A 17764-nucleotide genomic window follows, 5' to 3' on the forward strand; every position below is an offset into this window, starting at 1 on the left:
CTGATGGCTCGCAAAATTACCAAGCGTCAGCAGCAAATTTACGACTTCATCAAGGAATATCAGCAGGAGAAGGGTTATCCGCCCAGCGTGCGCGAGATGGCTTCTGCCGTGGGCCTTTCCTCCCCCAGCACCGTGCACGCCCATCTATCTGCCCTGGAGGCGCGCGGGCTACTCAAGCGCGATGCCACCAAACCGCGCGCTCTGGAACTCTTTAACGAGGACGGTTCCTCTGTCTCAATTTCTAAATCTGACGAGACCACCGCACCTCGCGGAACGGTCTCACTACCGCTCGTTGGTCGCGTCGCGGCTGGGATTCCCATTCTGGCCGAGCAGAATATCGAAGACACATTTACTATCCCGACCGAAATCGCCACTGATCAGGGTTCCTTTATCCTTGAGGTGCATGGGAGCTCAATGATCAATGTCGGTATCTTCAATGGCGATTACATCATCGTCCGTGAACAAAAGAGTGCCATGAACGGCGAAATTGTCGTGGCTATGATTGATGGTTCAGCGACCGTCAAGACGTTCTACAAGGAGCAGGGACGCGTACGCCTGCAGCCTGAGAATGACACCATGGAGCCTATCTATGCAACGAATCCCGTTATCTTGGGCAAAGTCGTCGGCTTGATGCGCCGGTTCTCGTAATGCAAAAACGCATCACCATCTTTGATACCGTCCGCGGGCTTACGATGATTTCAATGGCAGGTTTTCACGCTTGCTACGATCTTGCCTACCTGTACGACTGGGATATGCCCTGGTTTACCCAGACTGTCTTTCAAGACATCTGGCGCGCCAGCATCAGCTGGGTATTTTTGTTTATCGCGGGTTGGATGTGCACCCTTTCGCGCAACAATATCAAACGTGCCGCCAAATACGCCTTAGCAGCACTCGTCGTCTGGTTGGCAACAACACTTGTCTCAGTTGACGATTCTGTTAATTTTGGCATCATCTACTGCATGGCCGCATGTACCGGCATCGTGGCGTTGACCGATCCCGTCCTTAAGAAGATATCGGCGAGATGGGGCATGTCCCTATGCCTTTTGTTGTTTGCCCTCACCTGGAGCATCCCCAAAACGATCTACCCTGTCCCCTACCTGGCGTGGCTGGGATTTCCGAGCCCTGGGTTTGTCTCAGGTGATTACTACCCCATCATCCCGTTTTTCTTTATGTATCTTGCAGGATACTTCGCCGCACACATAGCGAAGGGAATCGATAAGACCGTCCCTAGCTGGGCCTACGCCAATCCCATCCCGGAGCTCGCCAGCCTTGGACGTCACGCACTCCCCTTTTATCTACTGCATCAGCCCATTATTCTGGGCTTTTTGGAGCTCGTCTACTCGGTGCGATAACGCTTGAGCCGCGGCGCGATACGAGCCGGCAGCTTCGCAACAATACGAACGCCGCCCTCAAGATATTCCTCGTGCAAAAGGGTTCCCTGTTCATGCACCAGCGTGATGAGGGCGCCCTCGCGATACGGGATTTCAGCGGAGAGCAACACATCGGTGGCAGCCGCCTCGCGAGCAATACGGTCGACGAGATCGTCGAGTCCCTCGCCCGTCTGGGCCGAGAACATCACGGCCTCGGGATAGCGACGACGGAAACTCAATCGATCAACGCTATCGAGAAGATCGATTTTATTGAACACCGTAAGCGTCAAACGCTCGCCGGCACCGATCTCGTCAAGAACGCGATCGACTGCCTCGAGCTGGCGCTCGTAGTCCTCGTCAGAGGCATCCACAACTTTAAGGATCAGATCGGCACCAAGAACCTCAGACAGCGTGGACTTAAAGGCATCAACGAGACCATGCGGTAGCTTTTGAATAAAGCCAACAGTATCGGTAATCGTCATGCCACGACCGCCGGGCAGGCGATACGAACGCGTCGTCGGGTCGAGCGTAGCAAACAGCTTGTCCTGCGAAAGCACCGTAGATCCGGTCAGACGATTGAGCAACGACGATTTACCCGCATTGGTATAACCGGCTAACGCGACGCGAAACGCCGGTGACTCAATGCGGCTCTTGGATTGAACATCGCGACGCTGTTCAACCTGCTTGAGCTCACGACGAAGCGCAGCGATCTTATTACGAATGAGGCGACGGTCGACCTCGAGCTGACTTTCGCCCTGACCAAAGCGTGAGCCGATGCCGCCGCGCGTCTGTTCCTTGGCGAGATGGCTCCACATGCCACGCAGACGAGGCAACAGATATTGAAGCTGTGCCAGCTGTACCTGTAGGCGTCCCTCACGCGTCTGAGCATGCAGGCCAAAAATATCCAAGATCAGTGCCGTACGATCGATAATCTTTACCGGCTCGCCCACGGCTTTCTCCAAATAGGATTGCTGCGAGGGCGTCAGGTCGTCGTCAAAAATAACGACATCGGCATCCATGCGATGCACCAGGCCGCACAGCTCTTCAACCTTACCGGAACCGATAAACGATTTAGGATACGGCTTTACCAAACGCTGTGACAAGCGTGCCACGCACTGGGCACCAGCCGTGTGGGTAAGACGCTCCAGCTCATCAAGCGAGCGATCGAGCGGCCATGCATTGTCGCGCCACTCAACACCAACTAATATGGCACGCTCGGGCTCGGGTGCCGTGGGAACAAGGGGGAAACGGGCCATTAGGCAGCCTCAATACGATGCAGGATGTCCTCAACGACCTCATCGATCGTAAACTCGTCCATATCAAACCACACGATACGGTCATCGCGCTTAAACCACGAAAGCTGACGTTTGGCATAGCGACGCGAACGCATCTTGATGAGTTCGCGAGCCTCATCCATAGAAATCACGCCATTGAAAGCATCAATGATCTCTTTATAGCCAATTGCCTGCATCGAAGTCAGGGCATCTCCCAGCCCCTGGTCCATAAGACCGCGAACCTCATCGACAAGACCCTGCTCAAACATCAGATCGACGCGCAGGTTAATGCGCTCGTAGAGCACCTCGCGATTACGCGTCAGACCAAACCATAGAGCATGATAATGCTCGCGCGGAACACTAAACTGACTTTTTTGCTGTGCATAGGAAATACCATCATCATGCATCTCGAGCGCACGAATCACACGGCGCACATTATGGGGATGAATAACAGCAGCCGATTCTGGGTCGCGCTCGGCAAGCAGGGCATGCAGCTCTTCCTCGCCAATACGCTCGGCAAGCTCCTGATAGCCCATACGACGATCGTCCTCAAGTTCACCCGAGGGAAAGTCCATCTCATCGAGGGCGGCCTTGAGATACAGCCCCGTACCTCCGCAAAAAACCGGCAGGCAACCCGAACCAAGGAGACGTTCAACATGCGCGCGAGCGTCAGCCTGATAAAGCGCAGCAGAATATGCCACACCCGGCTCTACAATGTCGACGAGACGCAGCGGCACCGTACACTCATCGGGCGCCATCTTTGCGGTACCGATGTCCATGCCGTGATAGATTTGCATCGCATCGCACGACAGCACTTCGGACGAAAGACGAGCTGCCAAACGGTCGGCAACATCACTCTTACCAACCGCCGTCGGACCGACGACCGCAACGGCGGAAAGTCCTGCCCTGGGAGAAACCATTAGCGCGGCTCGCCCACAACGGAGCCGGACAAATACCAGGTCTTGGCAACGTCAACGTCAACATCAACGATCTTGCCAACAAGCTGATCGATGCTGTAACCCTCGGGGATAGGCGCATGCACGGTCTGATTCTTGGGACTCTTGCCCAGCAGGACCGCGTCGTTCTTTTTACTCGTTCCCTCAATGAGCGCCGGCACCACAGTATGAAGCTCACCCTGGTTATACTCGTGTGCCGTAGTCTCGATAACCTTAACCAGGCGGTTGAAACGCTCGAGAATAACCTCATGCGGCGTAGGATCGTCAATCTCTGCGGCCGGGGTACCGGCGCGCTTGGAATAGATGAAGGTATAGGCCTGAGCATAGCGGACCGTCTCGGCAAGTGAGAGCGTCTGCTCAAAGTCCTCTTCAGTCTCGCCCGGGAAGCCAACGATAATATCGGTCGAGAGCGCGATATCGGGCATGCGGTTGCGAATGCGATCGACCAGGCCCAGATAGTCCTCGCGTGTATAACGGCGATTCATCTCTTTGAGGATACGCGTGGAGCCCGACTGAACGGCCAAGTGAAGCTGCGGCATGACGGCGGGCGTCTCGGCCATGGCGTCGATGGTCTCGGGCAGCAGATCCTTAGGATGAGAAGAGGTAAAGAAGATGCGCTCCACACCCGTATCACCCACGGCACGCAGCAGATCGGCAAAACGCGGCTTGCCAAACAGATCGCGACCATATGAGTTAACGTTTTGGCCCAGCAGCGTAATCTCGCGCACGCCCTGGCGCACCAAACCGGTCACCTCGTCGACAATTTCCTCGAAGGGGCGGCTCTTTTCGCGACCGCGCACGTACGGCACGATGCAATAGGTACAGAAATTATTGCAGCCCGTCATAATGGGCACCCAGGCGTGATACTGGGTCTCGCGATGCCACGGCATGCTCATGGCATCCGTATCCTCATGCTCATTGGTGCGGATATGACGCTTGCCATCAAGGAACGCCTCGGCAATGAGCTCTGCCACATGTGCGATGGAATGCGTACCAAAGATGACATTGACGTTATCGACGTTGGTGAGCAGGCCCTCGCCATCGCGCTGCGCGATGCAACCACCAACGGCAACCACACGCTTGCCCGAAGGCGAAGGCGGCAGGCTTTTACAGGAATTGCACTGGCCGTACAGGCGAGTATCGGCGGCCTCGCGCACGCAGCATGTCATGAAGACAACAATATCGGCATGCTCGGGATCGAGCGCCATGAGGCAACCATACGAATCGAGCAGACCGCTCACGCGCTCGGAGTCGTGCTGATTCATCTGGCAGCCAAAGGTGCGGATAAAGTAGGTTTTACCGGCAAGAATATCGCGTACGGAACGCTGGTCCATGTGCATAAGTCCTAACGATGGAGAGGGGGGGCGAATCGAGGCAAGCAGAAGCTATGCCACAGGCTTAACATCATCCATGACGACGTTATCCATAGCAGCTCGATTGATCTGGTGAACGTAGATAGAAAGGCGAATGGCCGTGCGCGACTCCCCGTTAATGAGGATGTCGGAGAACACGGGCGCGCAGGAAATATCAAAACCGGTTGGAATCAAAAAACCGCGCGCGATAGCCACGGCCTTAATGGCCTGGTTGACAGCACCAGCGCCGACACACTGGATGTTGACGGGTACACCATCCTTGACCATGCCGGCGATGGCGCCGGCAACGGACGCGGGCGATGATTTGCTTGATACCTTCAGGCAATCCATGAAGAAACTCCTGCGTTTAAAAGTACGTTTTAACTGCAATAACTGTATCGTACCGAGTGGACTCGGTAAAGGCACTATTCCTCTTTGGCAAGATCGAAGGTCACAGTGATTCGATCACGCGAAACACGAATCTTTGGGTCGCCACAAAGGTTGAGATAGTACCGGGCGGCAAGGTCATTAAAGTCACGCTCCACAGCACGCGAAAACTGTGCCATGTCATCCTTGGCAATACGTAGCCCGCGACGATCCTTCGCAAGATCGACAGGAGCCGGCGCATGCGAGGACGAATCACGCTCGCGCAGCAGACGCGCGGTCACACCGCGAACGGGCTTAATCTGCCCTGCCAAAATGCGATGAGCAGTGCGCTCGGACATCTCAAGACCCAAACCCGAACAGATACGGATAAAGTCCTCGGCATCAGAGGCAAGGCCTAAACGATCGACAACCGGAAGCTCACTCTCGTCATCAATGAACAGGAGACGCGACGTATCGAGCCGACTTGACGCCTGAGCATAAAGGGTCGCGGCAATCTCAGACGGAGAACCAAGATAGACATCGCAACCACACAACTCCTCGAGCGCAAACTCACAAGCAGCGCGAATAATATTATGCGGGCCGCGAGCACAGACATAACGTCCGTCCTCATCCCTGACGGCCTGGGGCCAGCTGGACTGATCGGCACGCTCACTGAGGCGGTCGGCCGCAACGCTCACCTTAAAGGCCGAGCCAAGGTCGACACCAGACGTGACCACACGGGCCTCGTCAGTGTTCTGCTTGATCGAAAACAATGCCATGCCACGACCGTGAACGCCCCAACGGTCCATCTTCATGCTCTCGAGCTTGGAGGTAACGCGGGCATCGAAGATTCGCTCTTGCATATCCTGTGGAACGCCCGAACCGTTATCCAGAAAGACAAGCGTGCGGACGCCATCTTCCTTGGTCGTGGCGAGATAGACCTTGTCGGCACCAGCATCGCGAGCATTACGGAGCATTTCGATGACGATATCCTCGACATGCTGAATGTCGTGCTTTGCCTGGCGCCGCTCGGCCTCCGAAACGCGGAGGCGGACATACCCCTCGCCAAGGTTCTCCTCGACGCGAAGGTTGCCCTCCCCCGACATCGACGCGATAAATGAGATGAGCTCGTTCGCGTCGCTCATGTTATTTAGCGATATCGACAGCGCGGCTCTCGCGAATCACGACGACGCGCACCTGACCGGGATACTCCATCTCTTCCTCGATCTGATGGGCGATATCGTGAGCCAGGACCGTGGACTGGGCATCGGAGATCTTGTCCGGCTGAACCATGACGTGTACCTCGCGACCAGCCTGCATGGCATAGGTACGCTCGACGCCTTCATGGGAGTTGGCGATCTCCTCGAGCTTCTCGAGACGCTTGATGTAGTTCTCGGCAGACTCGCGACGGGCACCGGGGCGAGAAGCAGAGACAGCATCAGCGGCCTGTACCAGGACATCGAGCACCGTGTTAGGGTCGACATCGGCATGGTGAGCCTCGATAGCATGAACGATAACGGGCTTCTCGCCATAACGGCGGGCAAGCTCGGCGCCGATGACGGCATGCGGACCCTCGACGTCGTGGTCAATTGCCTTGCCCAGGTCGTGCAGCAGGCCGGCGCGCTTGGCGGTCACAACGTCCAGGCCAAGCTCGGAAGCCATCACGCCGCACAGGTCAGAGACTTCGAGGGAGTGCTGAAGCACGTTCTGACCAAACGAGGTACGGTAGCGCAGGGCACCAAGGGTCTTGACGATCTCGGGGTGCAGGTCGTGAATGCCGGTATCGAAGGCAGCCTGCTCGCCAGCCTCGCGCACGCGCTGCTGAACCAGGTCGGCAGCCTTGTGATACATCTCCTCGATGCGGGCGGGGTGAATGCGGCCGTCGGCGATGAGGTTCTCGAGGGCAACACGGGCGGTCTCACGACGGACCGGGTCGAAGCTCGAAAGAACGACGGTCTCGGGCGTGTCGTCAATCACGAGGTTGACGCCGGAAACCTGCTCGAAGGTCCGGATGTTGCGACCCTCGCGACCGATGATACGGCCCTTGAGGTCATCAGAGGGAATGTGCACGGAGGTAACGGTGACCTCGGCTGTGTGGTCGGCAGCGCAGCGCTGAATCGCCAGGGACAGAATCTCCTGGGCGGTCTTGTGGCACTCGGCGCGAACCTGCTGCTCGGACTCGCGAATGATCGTGGCGGCCTCGTGGGTGACCTCGCCGCGAACCTTATCGAGGAGCTCCTTGTGGGCATCCTCGCGGGTCAGGTCGGCGATACGCTCGAGCTCGGAGGTCTGCTTGGCGCAGAGCTCCTCAAGCTCGCGGGAGCGTTTCTCGACCTGACCGGCCTGGCTGGACAGCTGGTGCTCACGCTTGTCGAGAGCGTCGTTTCGGCGATCGAGGGACTCCTCGCGCTGCATCACACGGTTCTCGAGCGTACGAATCTCGCTCTTACGCTGCTTGTCCTCGGCCTCGGCGGCCTGCTTGTTCTTGATGATCTCCTCTTTAGCCTCGAGCAGAGCCTCTTTTTTGAGGGTCTCGGCCTGACGCTTAGCATCACCGATCAGGGACTCAGCCTGCGCGTGTGCCGACTGAATCTTTTCGTCGGCCTCGTGAAGACTACCCTGCTTGGCGGTGCGCATGTAGGCAATGGCGGCGATGGCACCCAAAACGATGCCAACGAGCGCTGCGATGATAGGCATGCTCACTCCTTTTTATGGATTCGTTACACAACAAAGCGAACCGTCCTTACGAACGGCTCGCGACATTTGAGTAATATGGGCGCAGCTTATGCGGGTCGGATACAGATAAACATATAAACAAACTCATCACAGATGAGCACATATCACAAAGCAAATGACAGTGTTTATCGTACGTTGAACCACAACAACTGTCAAATAAATGGCCCCGGCACGGCGGCTAAAACGCGGTGAACGGCAGGGCCACAAAGCGCATACGCCTAAACCGCACATTTCTCGCGTTCGGCATCGAGACGTGCCTTAACGGCATCGGCGGCGATGTGATACGAGAAGCCCTTGCCCATCAAAAACCGAACCAGTTTTTCGAATCCGCGCGTCTCTGGAACACGCCGCTTGGCGAGCAGGGCTGACGCACGCGCCAAATCGTCTTCGACGGCAAAATAATCCTCGGGATAACCGGGAATGTCATCGAGCACGACATGACGGCGCTTGAGCTCGGTCTCGATTTTGCGCTGTCCCCAACCGCGCCGCTTGCGCTCCTCGATAAAGTACGAGCAAAAGCGGTTCTCGTCTAAAAAGTGATACTCTGTGGCGCGCTCGACGGCGAAATCGATCGCGGGCTGGTGAAAGCCGTAGCGAGCCAGCTTGTCACGGACCTCACCCGTCGCATGGTCGCGGCGCGATAGCATCTCGGTCACCATGGTAAGTGCACATTTACCCTCGATGAGCTGCACCGCCTCACGAAAGTTGTCCCAATCACAGGGAAGATCGGGGCGGTTTTTGACATACAGCCGCGCGACCCGCACGGGAATCCAAATGGACCGCTCAAAACCGCCCTCAAGCTCACAATCGATATGTGCGCAAGGCTTTTTGGACGCATACCCGCTCGAGAACGAGGAAGCCGCCTTCTTATCGGGAAAGAAGGCCGTGGCCTCGGTCACCGTATACGACATGAGCGTAACCGCTACTCGTCGTCATCATCGAGCATGGCGGAACCATCGATGGCGTAAAGCTCGTCAAACTCCTCAGGCGCAGGCTGATCGGTCAGCTCGACCTCGGACGGAGCATCGTCATCAAACTCAAGTCCGCAGGCAAGGCGGACCTTATGCTCAATCTCGTCGGCGCAATCGGGGTGTTCGCGCAGGAAAGCCTTGGCGGCCTCTCGACCGTTGCCAAGCTTGTCCTCGCCATAGGCAAACCAGGAGCCCATCTTCTTGCAGATGCCGCACTCGACAGCCATGTCCAGAATTGAGCCCTCCTTAGAGATGCCCGTACCGTACATGATGTCGAACTCAGCAGAACGGAACGGAGCTGCCACCTTGTTCTTAACGACCTTGGCGCGCACGCGGTTACCGATAACCTCGTCCTTAAGCTTAATGCTGTCGATACGGCGAATGTCGATACGCACCGAAGAGAAGAACTTAAGGGCGCGGCCGCCCGTCGTAGTCTCGGGGTTGCCGAACATGACGCCGATCTTCTCACGCAGCTGGTTAATGAAGATGCACGTCGTGTTGGACTTGGACAGCGAGCCGGCGAGCTTGCGGAGCGCCTGACTCATTAGGCGAGCCTGAAGACCGACCGTAGTATCGCCGATTTCTCCCTCGATCTCGGCACGCGGGGTCAGCGCGGCGACGGAGTCGACGACGATGGCATCGATGGCGCCGGAACGCACGAGCATGTCAACAATCTCAAGCGCCTGCTCGCCCGTATCGGGCTGGGAAATGAGCACCTCGTCGATATCCACGCCGATGCGCGCGGCATACGTGGGATCAAGCGCGTGCTCGGCATCGATAAATGCCACAACGCCACCCATTGCCTGGGCCTCGGCCAGGATCTCGAGCGAAAGCGTCGTCTTACCGGAGGACTCAGGACCGTAAATCTCGACGATACGGCCGCGCGGCACGCCGCCGATACCCAGCGCGGCATCGAGGGCCAGGGCGCCCGTGGGAATGGCCTCGACCTCGAGCTCGGGACCACCGTCGCCGTACCTCATGATGGAACCCTGGCCGAATTTCTTCTCGATCTCGGCCTTGGTGGTGGCGATCATCTCATCGCGCTCTTTACCCGTCGTGCGAGCATGAACGGTACGTACGGGACCTGAATTCTTGGCCATGAATAGCCCTCCTCTTAACAACCTGCATCGATAATAAACGAACGGCTGTTCGTGGTCAACCGTTCAGGCCAATCATATGCAGGCGGTCTTTCCAAAACCCAACCAAACGCCGACCAAACACTGACCAAATGCTTGACCACAAAGGACCAAATATGAACAAGGCAGGCAAAAATACATCTACAACCAGCACAAACGCCAAATGAGCCTAAGGTCCCTATCTCCACAATTAAGGGGCTCGGAGGCCCCTTAAAACACGTCTATTCCATAGAGTTGAGCACAAGGGCAATGCGACCCAATGCCTCCGTGACCGCATGGGCACGAACACACGAACGGTCGCCCTCATAGTGGCAGCGCACAGAGTCCACGACCGGCACGCCCCCATCGGCGGAACGATGCGCCCAGCCAATATAGAAAGTGCCCGCCGGATCGTCCTCAGTGCCACCGCCGGGGCCGGCATAACCCGTTGCGCTCACTGCAATATCGCTCTGGTACAGCTCCAGCGAACCCACCGCCATCTCGCGCGCGGTCTGATGCGACACCGCGGTATAGCGGTCGAGCGTCTCCTGCTCAACACCAAGAACACGATGCTTAATCTCATCGCAATAGGTCACCGCACCGCCACGCAGCACCGCCGAGGCGCCCGGGATATCGGCAATCGTCGAGGCGATCATACCCGCCGTCAGCGACTCAGCCGTCGAAACCGTCACGCCCCGAGCGCTCGCGCGCTCGACAATATCACGCGCCAGCTCCTCGTTATGTGCGGAAATCTGCTCAAAAGAGTCCGTCATACCCACTAGGACCTAGACCGAAAAGACGATCTTGCGGCAGTTCCAGAAGTACTGGGCGCCCGAGATAACGGTCAGGACAACGGCAACGGCGTACAGGAAGCGCGACACCGAGTAGATGCCGAGCGTCAGCGCCACCGGGCCAAGGTGCAAGCCGGCCATAGCAAAAACGCACAGGTAACCGCAAATGGAGACCATCGTGGTTGCCGTCTTGTACTTGCCGAGCTTATCGGCCGCAACGACCACACCGGCCGCACTCGCGACCATGCGAAGGGCGCTCACCAGCAGCTCGCGGAACAGGATAATGAACACGGACCACACGGTCACCATACCAAAATCCAAGAACAGCAGCAGGGCCGAGAACACGAGCAGCTTATCGGCGATGGGGTCCAAGAATTTACCGAAGTCGGTGATCTCGTTGCGCGAACGCGCCAGATAACCGTCGACCTTATCGGTGCACGACAGGATCACATACAGAATGAAGGCAGCGGCGGCGAGCGGGCCGTCGAAGGTGCTCCAATCCGTACCGGCAACACTCGTGTGAGAAAGCGCCGACACGATCATGAACACCGGGATAAAGACGATGCGAACGCACGTCACGATGTTGGCGGGCGTCCAGACACTCGTCAGTTCCTTATTGCTCTCGTTAGCCACGACGCTCTCCTACTCCACAACATGACCGATAAGCTCATAGCAGAAGCTATCGGTAAACTCGACGGTCAGAATATCGCCCACGGACGCCTCGCTGGCGTCCAGATGCACCGCGCCATCGGAATCGGGCGCCTGGAACCAGGCATGGCCGATCAGCTCGGCGCCATCCTCGGTCTCTTCGATACCGTCGACGATCACCTGGGCGCGCTCGCCCACATGTGCGGCGGTGGCGGCAAAACCGAGCGACTCGGCCAGGTCCATGGCCTCCTGGGCGCGCTCGAGCTTGACCTCTTCGTCGACCTGGCCCTCCATCTTAGCGGCCAGGCTGCCCTCCTCCTGCGAGTAGGCAAAGACGCTCGTGTAGTCAAAGCCGACGGTGTCCATAAAGTCGATAAGGTCGCGGAACTCGTCGTCGGTCTCGGTCGGGAAGCCGACCATGGCCGTGGAACGGATCACGATGCCGGGGATACGCTCACGCAGATCGCGGAACAGGTCCTCGAGCTCCTGGCGCGAACCAGAACGGCGCATAGCCTTAAGGATGCGCGCGTCGCAGTGCTGCACGGGGATATCGATATAGGGCAGCACCTCGGGCGTATCGCGAATCGTCTCGATGAGTTCGTCAGTCATGCCCTCGGGCTGCAGATAGAGCACGCGGACCCAGACGTTGTGCGGGCGCACGGCCTCGGCGACGGCACGCAGCAGCTGCGCCAGATTGCGCGGCGAGCCATCGGCGACGTCCTCGTCGGCAAAGTCGGTACCCCAGATGCCCGTGTCCTGGCCGATCAGCACGATCTCGCGCACACCGCCGGAAACCAGGTCGCGCACCTCGGAGATGATGCTCTCGGCATTGCGCGAATGATAGCGGCCGCGGATGTAGGGAATCATGCAGAAGCTGCAGAAGCGGTTGCAGCCATCGGAAATCTTGACGTAAGCGACAGCACCCTCGACGGTACGTTTGACCTGCGGGATATAGGCTGCAATCTCACGCTCGACACCCAGCACGCCATCGATGACCGCCACGATGCCATCTTCCTCGTCGGCCTTCACAAAGGCAGCGACCTCGGGCAGCTCGTCAGGCAGGTCATCGCCATAGCGCGACGGCACGCAGCCGCACATGACGATGGGACAAGAACGAACGCCGTCCTGAACCTCGTTGGCGAGCTCGAGCGTGGTCTCGATGCTCTCGGACGTTGCGGAGGCGAGGAACGAGCAAGTATTGACGATGGCGATATCGGCATCCTGCGGGTCGAATGCCTCCTCGTAGCCCGCGGCGGTCAAAAGAGAACGCATGCGGTCGGTGTCAACCTCGTTCTTAGCGCACCCGAGGGTGATGTAGAGCACGGAGCCCAACGGTGTATCCATGTTGGAGAGCGGTCCTTTCGATTGATATTAGCGGTAGTTGGTGAACTGCAGCGGCTGGCCGTAGTCCTGGTCGCGCAGGAACTGAATCACGGTCTGCAACGCGTCCTTCGAAGCAGAGGAAACACGCAGTTTGTCGGCCTCGATGGTCACCTTGACCTTGAGCTTTTGATCCTTGATGTCCTTGTTGATCTTCTTGGCGGTCGCCTGGTCGATACCCTCGACGATATGGCCGAGCACGCGCACGGTGCCACCCGATGCCGCCTGCGGAGCATCCCACGAGACAGCCTTGAGGTCGATGCCGCGCTTGATGAGCTTGGAGCTCAGCACGTCAACAATCTGTTTGGAGACAAAGTCGGCCGGGGCGTTGATCGTAAAGAGCTTGTCGCCCTTCGAAAGCTCGATCGTGGCGCCGGAATCCTTAAGGTCATAGCGCTGGGAAATCTCGCGCGTGGTCTGCTGGAAGGCGTTGTCGACCTCTTGCATGTTGACCTCGGACACGACGTCGAAGCTGGAATCTTTAGCCATGATGTTTCCTTTCGCGTACGAGCGGCCTAGTAGCTATCGTACGAATTGTCGGTAGAATCGGTGGGTGTCTGACCGTCAGTTGCGGTATCGGCGCCATCCGTGGACTGGGCATCGGTACCGTCGGTGGCATCGGTACCATCGGTGGTGTCGGTACCATCAGAACTTTCACCATTCTCGGAATCAGACGTCTCCTTCTTGGGAACGGTGATCGTCACACGCGCCACGCCCGAGGTCTTGGTATCGTAACGAACCTTTTCACCGTTCTTGGTAACGGTGACATCGGAAGGCTTGGACGTGGTGATCTCGATCGAAGACTCGGGCGTGTACTCCTGCTCAAAGGGGCCAGTCGCCTGGGCGCCATAGACCGACTTGCCGTCAACCTTGACCTCAATCCACGCGGTCTTTCCCTTGGCAACGGAGACTTTGACCTTCGTGACCTCGTTCTCTTCCTTCTTGGCCGTCGTCTTGGTAGCGTCCGAATCAGTCGACTCATCCGTCGCCTCATCGGTGTCATCGTCCTCGTCGACCGTTTCGGTCTTCTTAGAAGACTTCTTGGTCGTCATCTTGGTAGCAGTGGGCGTCTCGGGCGTGTTCTCGGGCGCCGAAGATGCGCAGCCACGTAGAAGCACCACGATGAGCACAATCAACAGCAGCACAACGGCACCGATGCCGGCGTAGACGATACGCGGATCGAGCCCGTTGTTTTGAGGAGTACGTGATCCGCCGCGTCCACGACCGGAACTGCTGCGGCCGCTTCCCTGAGGCATACGACCGCGATTGCTATCGGAACGGCCGCGATAGCCGCCCTGGCCCTGAAGGCTGCGCTGACCCGAGCGGGGCGCAAGTTCACCGCGGCCTTGATAGCCACGCTGGACCGAACGCGGAGCCGAAGAGCGCTGGCCATACGGCTGTGATTGAGAGCGAAGACGCGGCGTCACCTGCGTGGTATCGGCATCCGAATAGCCACCGCGAGAGCGTCCCATAGAGGCACCACGGTAACCGCGATCGGAATAGCCGCCGTCGCCGTAGCCGGCACGAGGGTCACGCGCCACGCCGCGGGCAGCGGGAAGTGCACGGTCCTCGGGCATCGGCGTACTGCGGAACCGGTCACGCTGTGAGCGAATCTCCTCGCCCGAACCCGTCTCAGTAATATAACCGGCCTGCTGAGGACGCTGTCCATAGCGGGTTGAACGACCGCCCTGAACCATCAGGAAGCGCCCGTTATCGACCGAGGAACGCGAATTGACGTAGCCGGCGGCGTCCTGAAAACGACCGCCCTGCTGCGACGTCTCGCGTTCGTATGCCATCAGGTCGTCAAAGTAGGCATTGACGACCTCGCGCGGATTGAGGCCCAAAAAGCGAGCATAGCTCGAAATCATGCCCTGCGCATAGCCGCGCGGCGGCATCGAAGCAAAGTTACCGGTCTCGAAAAACTCGATGATCTGCGGCCTGATTTTGATGGTGTTGGCGACCTGCTGAATGGAAAGGCCCATCCGGCGACGCTGCTCGAGCAGCATGTCACCAAAGCGTGCAGCCATCAGAATCCTCCAAACTCACGATCTTCACGTGCCATCTCGGCGTCGACAGATTCCAGCGCGGCAAGCCCCTCCTCGTCCAACAGGACCTCACGCGGCTTGGAACCGTCGGGCGGGCCGACGACACCCTTTTCTTCCAGCATGTCCATAATACGCCCGGCACGCGCATAGCCAACCTTCAGACGACGTTGCAGGCCAGATGTGGAGCCAAGCTGCGATTCCACCACAATATGGGCGGCTTCCCAAATGAGCGGATCATCGTCTTGCGGCTCGGCTACTCCGGTGCGGACAATACCGCCGCCACCCGCCATGGACATGGAAGCGGGCGCCACGGCAGACAGAATCTCCTCGTGGTAGTCGGGCTCGCTCTGCGACTTGACGAACTCGACAATCTCGTTGATTTCGTCATCCGAGACAAAGCAGCCCTGGATACGGCGAGGCTTGCCCCAGTCGACCTTGGAGAACAGCATGTCGCCCAAACCGGTGAGCTTTTCGGCACCCATCTGGTCAATAATGACGCGCGAGTCGATGCCCGTGGCGACGTTAAAGGCGATGCGGTTGGTGATGTTGGCCTTGATGAGGCCCGTCACCACGTTGGAGCTGGGGCGCTGCGTAGCCACGATAAGGTGTATACCGGCGGCACGGCCCAGCTGGGCGATACGAACGATCGAGGCCTCGACATCCTTGCCGGCGACCATCATCAGGTCCGAAAGCTCGTCGATGATAATGACCAGATAGGGCATCTTTTGGGGCGGGTTGTCGTAATGCTCAAACTCGCCGGCGGCCTGCTTTTCGTTGTAGGTCGAGATCTTACGCACGTTGAGACGCTCGAAGACCTTCAGGCGACGCTCCATCTCGGACACGGCCCATTGCAGAGCGCTCGCGGCCTGCTTGGGCTCGGTCACCACGGGCACATAGAGATGCGGCAAACCGTTATAGCCCGCAAGCTCGACGCGCTTGGGGTCGACCATGATCAGGCGAACGTCCTCGGGAAGGGCTCGCATGAGCAGGGTCGTGATGATGGAATTGATCATCACCGACTTACCAGAACCGGTCGTGCCGGCGATCAGCAGGTGGGGCATCTTGGCGAGGTCAGCGACGACCGGCGTGCCCTCGGCATCTCGACCGATGGCCAGCTCGAGCGGACCGCCCTTCACATAGGGAAGCACGTCGCCCAGGTTGACGTTCTGGCGCTTGCGATTGGGAATCTCGATACCCACAAGCGAGGTACCGGGGATCGGGGCAAAGATGCGCACCGACTGAGCAGCGAGCGAAAGCGCGATATCGTCCTCGAGGCTCGAAATCTTGCTCACGCGCTCGCCCTCGCCAGGTTGCAGCTTAAAGGTCGTCACCGTGGGGCCGGCGATCCAGCCGACCACGCGGGCACTGCGGCCAAACTCAAGCAAGGTGGATTGCAGTGACTCGGCAGTCTGTTCCAGCTCCTTGTCAGATGACGCGGAGGACGCCGACTGCGGGTTGGCGTGCAGGATCTCGAGCGGCGGAAGCTTGAGGCCGTCCTCTTCTTCGCCCTCGTTATCCGCGGGGGCATTGACCGCTCCCCCATCGCTAGGAGTAGGCGCCTCGGCAGCGCCCGCGACAGCCGTATCGGCAACCTTGGGATGCTTCAAGAAGTCGGGAATCTGAGGTGTTGCCGAGACAGGACTCACGGCAAACGGCGGCTCGGACTCGTCGATCTTATCGGGGTCGTCTTCCATCGAAAGCTGGCCGGTTACCTGTTCGCGCTTAGCATGGCGACGCGGCAGCAAAGTTGTCTTTGCGGTCTCAATCGGAGCCTCGTCGTCCTCGTCATCGCCCTCGGTGAGCTCAATCTCGCTATCGGACCAAGACGGGTCGGGCTCACTCGTATTGAGCTTGGGAACCGTCTTGCCCTTCTTGGCATGACGGCGCGGCAGCAGCGTGGTCTTGGCCCGCTCGGCTTCAACCGACTCGGATACGTCGACAAACGGGTCATCGTCCTCGTCGTCATCCAAAACCGGGTCGACATCGCCACCCATGACCGTGGTCACCGCGGCGTCAGTCCCCTTCTGGCGCAAAATGCTCAGGTGCGGACGAGCGACGCCGGGAACAGACAGGGCCTCTTCATCGCCCCACGGGCTCGCATTGACATCGGCACGTCGACGCTCGGCAAAATCGGCAGCGCGATCGCGTGCGGAGCGCAAAACGCCACCCACCGAAAAGCCGATAATGACCAAACCAACGACGACAAGCCCCAGCAAGACAACCATGGCGATAGGTTTACCCAAGGCGTTTTGCAAGGCACTTGCGATAAAGGCGCCAATGTAGCCGCCCGACACGGAAAGGTTCTGCGGCGTAAACATAAGGTCGCACGAATCGCTCGTGCCCGGCACCATCAGCGAAAGAATGGAGACGACGGCGATAAAGACCAAGGCGCCGCCCGCAACAGAGCGCACGTTGAGCGGCGAGTCCTCACCCAAAAAGAGCGTGGCGGCAAACAGCAAGATGACGATCGGCAGCACGTAGGCGCCCAGACCAAAGCCCAGGTGGTAGAAACCGGCAACCGCAGCCGTCACGGGCGCTGTTGCCGGAGAGATCACGGCAATGAAGGACGCGATCGCCAAAACGGCGATGACCACACCGGCGATATCGCGATTGGCCGAAGGCTCGACCAGGGGCTCAAACTCATCAAACTCGGACTCGTGGCCCTTATTGGCACGCAGATGGGAACCGGCACCCTTAGCAGATGCCGGTTGGTTATTGGCCTTATTGCCTTTGGCGTTTTGTGCAGATCCGCGCGCCAAA

16 protein-coding genes are annotated in these 17764 nt (G+C 58.5%); 2 read left to right on the forward strand and 14 right to left on the reverse strand.

The features are described 5' to 3' along the window. Nucleotides 1–3 precede the first annotated feature (3 nt). Both lexA and ACGHIZ_RS06380 read left to right on the forward strand, forming a co-directional pair. Entirely contained in the window at nucleotides 4–648 is a 645-nt protein-coding gene (gene lexA, locus ACGHIZ_RS06375) for a transcriptional repressor LexA (protein WP_138374200.1), read from the forward strand. Then, nucleotides 648–1352 (forward strand): heparan-alpha-glucosaminide N-acetyltransferase, encoded by a 705-nt coding sequence (locus ACGHIZ_RS06380; RefSeq protein ID WP_138112623.1) that lies wholly within the window; start codon nucleotides 648–650, stop codon nucleotides 1350–1352. The genes lexA and ACGHIZ_RS06380 overlap by 1 nt, the downstream gene beginning before the upstream one ends. Here ACGHIZ_RS06380 and hflX read toward each other — a convergent pair. From hflX to ACGHIZ_RS06450, 14 genes are all read right to left on the reverse strand, one after another. Further along, the gene (hflX, locus tag ACGHIZ_RS06385) at nucleotides 1337–2626 is read right to left on the reverse strand and encodes a GTPase HflX (RefSeq protein WP_390446830.1); all 1290 of its coding nucleotides are present in this window, start codon (nucleotides 2624–2626) and stop codon (nucleotides 1337–1339) included. The genes ACGHIZ_RS06380 and hflX overlap by 16 nt on opposite strands. Beyond that, the gene (gene miaA / locus ACGHIZ_RS06390) at nucleotides 2626–3564 is read right to left on the reverse strand and encodes a tRNA (adenosine(37)-N6)-dimethylallyltransferase MiaA (protein ID WP_390446833.1); all 939 of its coding nucleotides are present in this window, start codon (nucleotides 3562–3564) and stop codon (nucleotides 2626–2628) included. The genes hflX and miaA overlap by 1 nt, the downstream gene beginning before the upstream one ends. Next, nucleotides 3564–4934 (reverse strand): tRNA (N6-isopentenyl adenosine(37)-C2)-methylthiotransferase MiaB, encoded by a 1371-nt coding sequence (miaB, locus tag ACGHIZ_RS06395; RefSeq protein ID WP_055285164.1) that lies wholly within the window; start codon nucleotides 4932–4934, stop codon nucleotides 3564–3566. The genes miaA and miaB overlap by 1 nt, the downstream gene beginning before the upstream one ends. 51 nt (nucleotides 4935–4985) lie before the next feature. Then, nucleotides 4986–5303 carry a stage V sporulation protein S gene (locus ACGHIZ_RS06400; RefSeq protein WP_006235982.1) on the reverse strand — a complete coding sequence of 106 codons (318 nt, stop codon included), beginning with the start codon at nucleotides 5301–5303 and terminating at the stop codon, nucleotides 4986–4988. Nucleotides 5304–5377: 74 nt separating this feature from the next. Beyond that, nucleotides 5378–6463, reverse strand: coding sequence for an ATP-binding protein (locus ACGHIZ_RS06405; protein ID WP_138112632.1), 1086 nt, complete (start codon nucleotides 6461–6463; stop codon nucleotides 5378–5380). Between the two features lies 1 nt (nucleotide 6464). Beyond that, on the reverse strand, nucleotides 6465–8015 hold the full coding sequence (gene rny, locus ACGHIZ_RS06410) for a ribonuclease Y (protein ID WP_117770339.1): 1551 nt from the start codon (nucleotides 8013–8015) through the stop codon (nucleotides 6465–6467). Between the two features lie 257 nt (nucleotides 8016–8272). Further along, a complete protein-coding gene (locus tag ACGHIZ_RS06415) occupies nucleotides 8273–8965 on the reverse strand; it encodes a regulatory protein RecX (RefSeq protein ID WP_138112634.1) in 693 nt (230 codons plus the stop codon). A gap of 11 nt (nucleotides 8966–8976) precedes the next feature. Next, nucleotides 8977–10125, reverse strand: a complete 1149-nt coding sequence (recA, locus tag ACGHIZ_RS06420; RefSeq protein WP_022094695.1) for a recombinase RecA — start codon at nucleotides 10123–10125, stop codon at nucleotides 8977–8979. A 257-nt stretch (nucleotides 10126–10382) separates the two neighbouring features. Then, nucleotides 10383–10913, reverse strand: coding sequence for a CinA family protein (locus tag ACGHIZ_RS06425; protein ID WP_055309901.1), 531 nt, complete (start codon nucleotides 10911–10913; stop codon nucleotides 10383–10385). A gap of 12 nt (nucleotides 10914–10925) precedes the next feature. Then, nucleotides 10926–11474: a CDP-diacylglycerol--glycerol-3-phosphate 3-phosphatidyltransferase gene (pgsA, locus tag ACGHIZ_RS06430; RefSeq protein ID WP_229028279.1), complete on the reverse strand. Its 549-nt coding sequence runs from the start codon at nucleotides 11472–11474 to the stop codon at nucleotides 10926–10928. A gap of 99 nt (nucleotides 11475–11573) precedes the next feature. After that, the gene (gene rimO / locus ACGHIZ_RS06435) at nucleotides 11574–12923 is read right to left on the reverse strand and encodes a 30S ribosomal protein S12 methylthiotransferase RimO (protein WP_138112638.1); all 1350 of its coding nucleotides are present in this window, start codon (nucleotides 12921–12923) and stop codon (nucleotides 11574–11576) included. A gap of 27 nt (nucleotides 12924–12950) precedes the next feature. Then, on the reverse strand, nucleotides 12951–13448 hold the full coding sequence (locus ACGHIZ_RS06440) for a YajQ family cyclic di-GMP-binding protein (protein ID WP_006235971.1): 498 nt from the start codon (nucleotides 13446–13448) through the stop codon (nucleotides 12951–12953). 26 nt (nucleotides 13449–13474) lie between these two features. Beyond that, nucleotides 13475–14986: a RodZ family helix-turn-helix domain-containing protein gene (locus tag ACGHIZ_RS06445; RefSeq protein ID WP_161144704.1), complete on the reverse strand. Its 1512-nt coding sequence runs from the start codon at nucleotides 14984–14986 to the stop codon at nucleotides 13475–13477. Beyond that, entirely contained in the window at nucleotides 14986–17763 is a 2778-nt protein-coding gene (locus ACGHIZ_RS06450; RefSeq protein WP_390446841.1) for a DNA translocase FtsK 4TM domain-containing protein, read from the reverse strand. The genes ACGHIZ_RS06445 and ACGHIZ_RS06450 overlap by 1 nt, the downstream gene beginning before the upstream one ends. Between the last annotated feature and the right edge of the window lies 1 nt (nucleotide 17764).

The sequence above is a fragment of the Collinsella sp. i05-0019-G5 genome (assembly GCF_042851345.1).
Lineage (GTDB): Bacteria > Actinomycetota > Coriobacteriia > Coriobacteriales > Coriobacteriaceae > Collinsella.

What these genes read in the sequence shown, in the direction of transcription:
- ACGHIZ_RS06405 (WP_138112632.1), bottom strand. Translation starts at nt 6,463, where the DNA reads ATGAGCGACGCGAACGAGCTCATCTCATTTATCGCGTCGATGTCGGGG.
- recA (WP_022094695.1), bottom strand. Translation starts at nt 10,125, where the DNA reads ATGGCCAAGAATTCAGGTCCCGTACGTACCGTTCATGCTCGCACGACG.
- ACGHIZ_RS06380 (WP_138112623.1), top strand. Translation starts at nt 648, where the DNA reads ATGCAAAAACGCATCACCATCTTTGATACCGTCCGCGGGCTTACGATG.
- ACGHIZ_RS06445 (WP_161144704.1), bottom strand. Translation starts at nt 14,986, where the DNA reads ATGGCTGCACGCTTTGGTGACATGCTGCTCGAGCAGCGTCGCCGGATG.
- rimO (WP_138112638.1), bottom strand. Translation starts at nt 12,923, where the DNA reads ATGGATACACCGTTGGGCTCCGTGCTCTACATCACCCTCGGGTGCGCT.
- rny (WP_117770339.1), bottom strand. Translation starts at nt 8,015, where the DNA reads ATGCCTATCATCGCAGCGCTCGTTGGCATCGTTTTGGGTGCCATCGCC.
- miaA (WP_390446833.1), bottom strand. Translation starts at nt 3,564, where the DNA reads ATGGTTTCTCCCAGGGCAGGACTTTCCGCCGTTGCGGTCGTCGGTCCG.
- lexA (WP_138374200.1), top strand. Translation starts at nt 4, where the DNA reads ATGGCTCGCAAAATTACCAAGCGTCAGCAGCAAATTTACGACTTCATC.
- miaB (WP_055285164.1), bottom strand. Translation starts at nt 4,934, where the DNA reads ATGGACCAGCGTTCCGTACGCGATATTCTTGCCGGTAAAACCTACTTT.
- ACGHIZ_RS06425 (WP_055309901.1), bottom strand. Translation starts at nt 10,913, where the DNA reads ATGACGGACTCTTTTGAGCAGATTTCCGCACATAACGAGGAGCTGGCG.
- ACGHIZ_RS06415 (WP_138112634.1), bottom strand. Translation starts at nt 8,965, where the DNA reads ATGTCGTATACGGTGACCGAGGCCACGGCCTTCTTTCCCGATAAGAAG.
- ACGHIZ_RS06440 (WP_006235971.1), bottom strand. Translation starts at nt 13,448, where the DNA reads ATGGCTAAAGATTCCAGCTTCGACGTCGTGTCCGAGGTCAACATGCAA.
- pgsA (WP_229028279.1), bottom strand. Translation starts at nt 11,474, where the DNA reads ATGATCGTGTCGGCGCTTTCTCACACGAGTGTTGCCGGTACGGATTGG.
- ACGHIZ_RS06400 (WP_006235982.1), bottom strand. Translation starts at nt 5,303, where the DNA reads ATGGATTGCCTGAAGGTATCAAGCAAATCATCGCCCGCGTCCGTTGCC.
- hflX (WP_390446830.1), bottom strand. Translation starts at nt 2,626, where the DNA reads ATGGCCCGTTTCCCCCTTGTTCCCACGGCACCCGAGCCCGAGCGTGCC.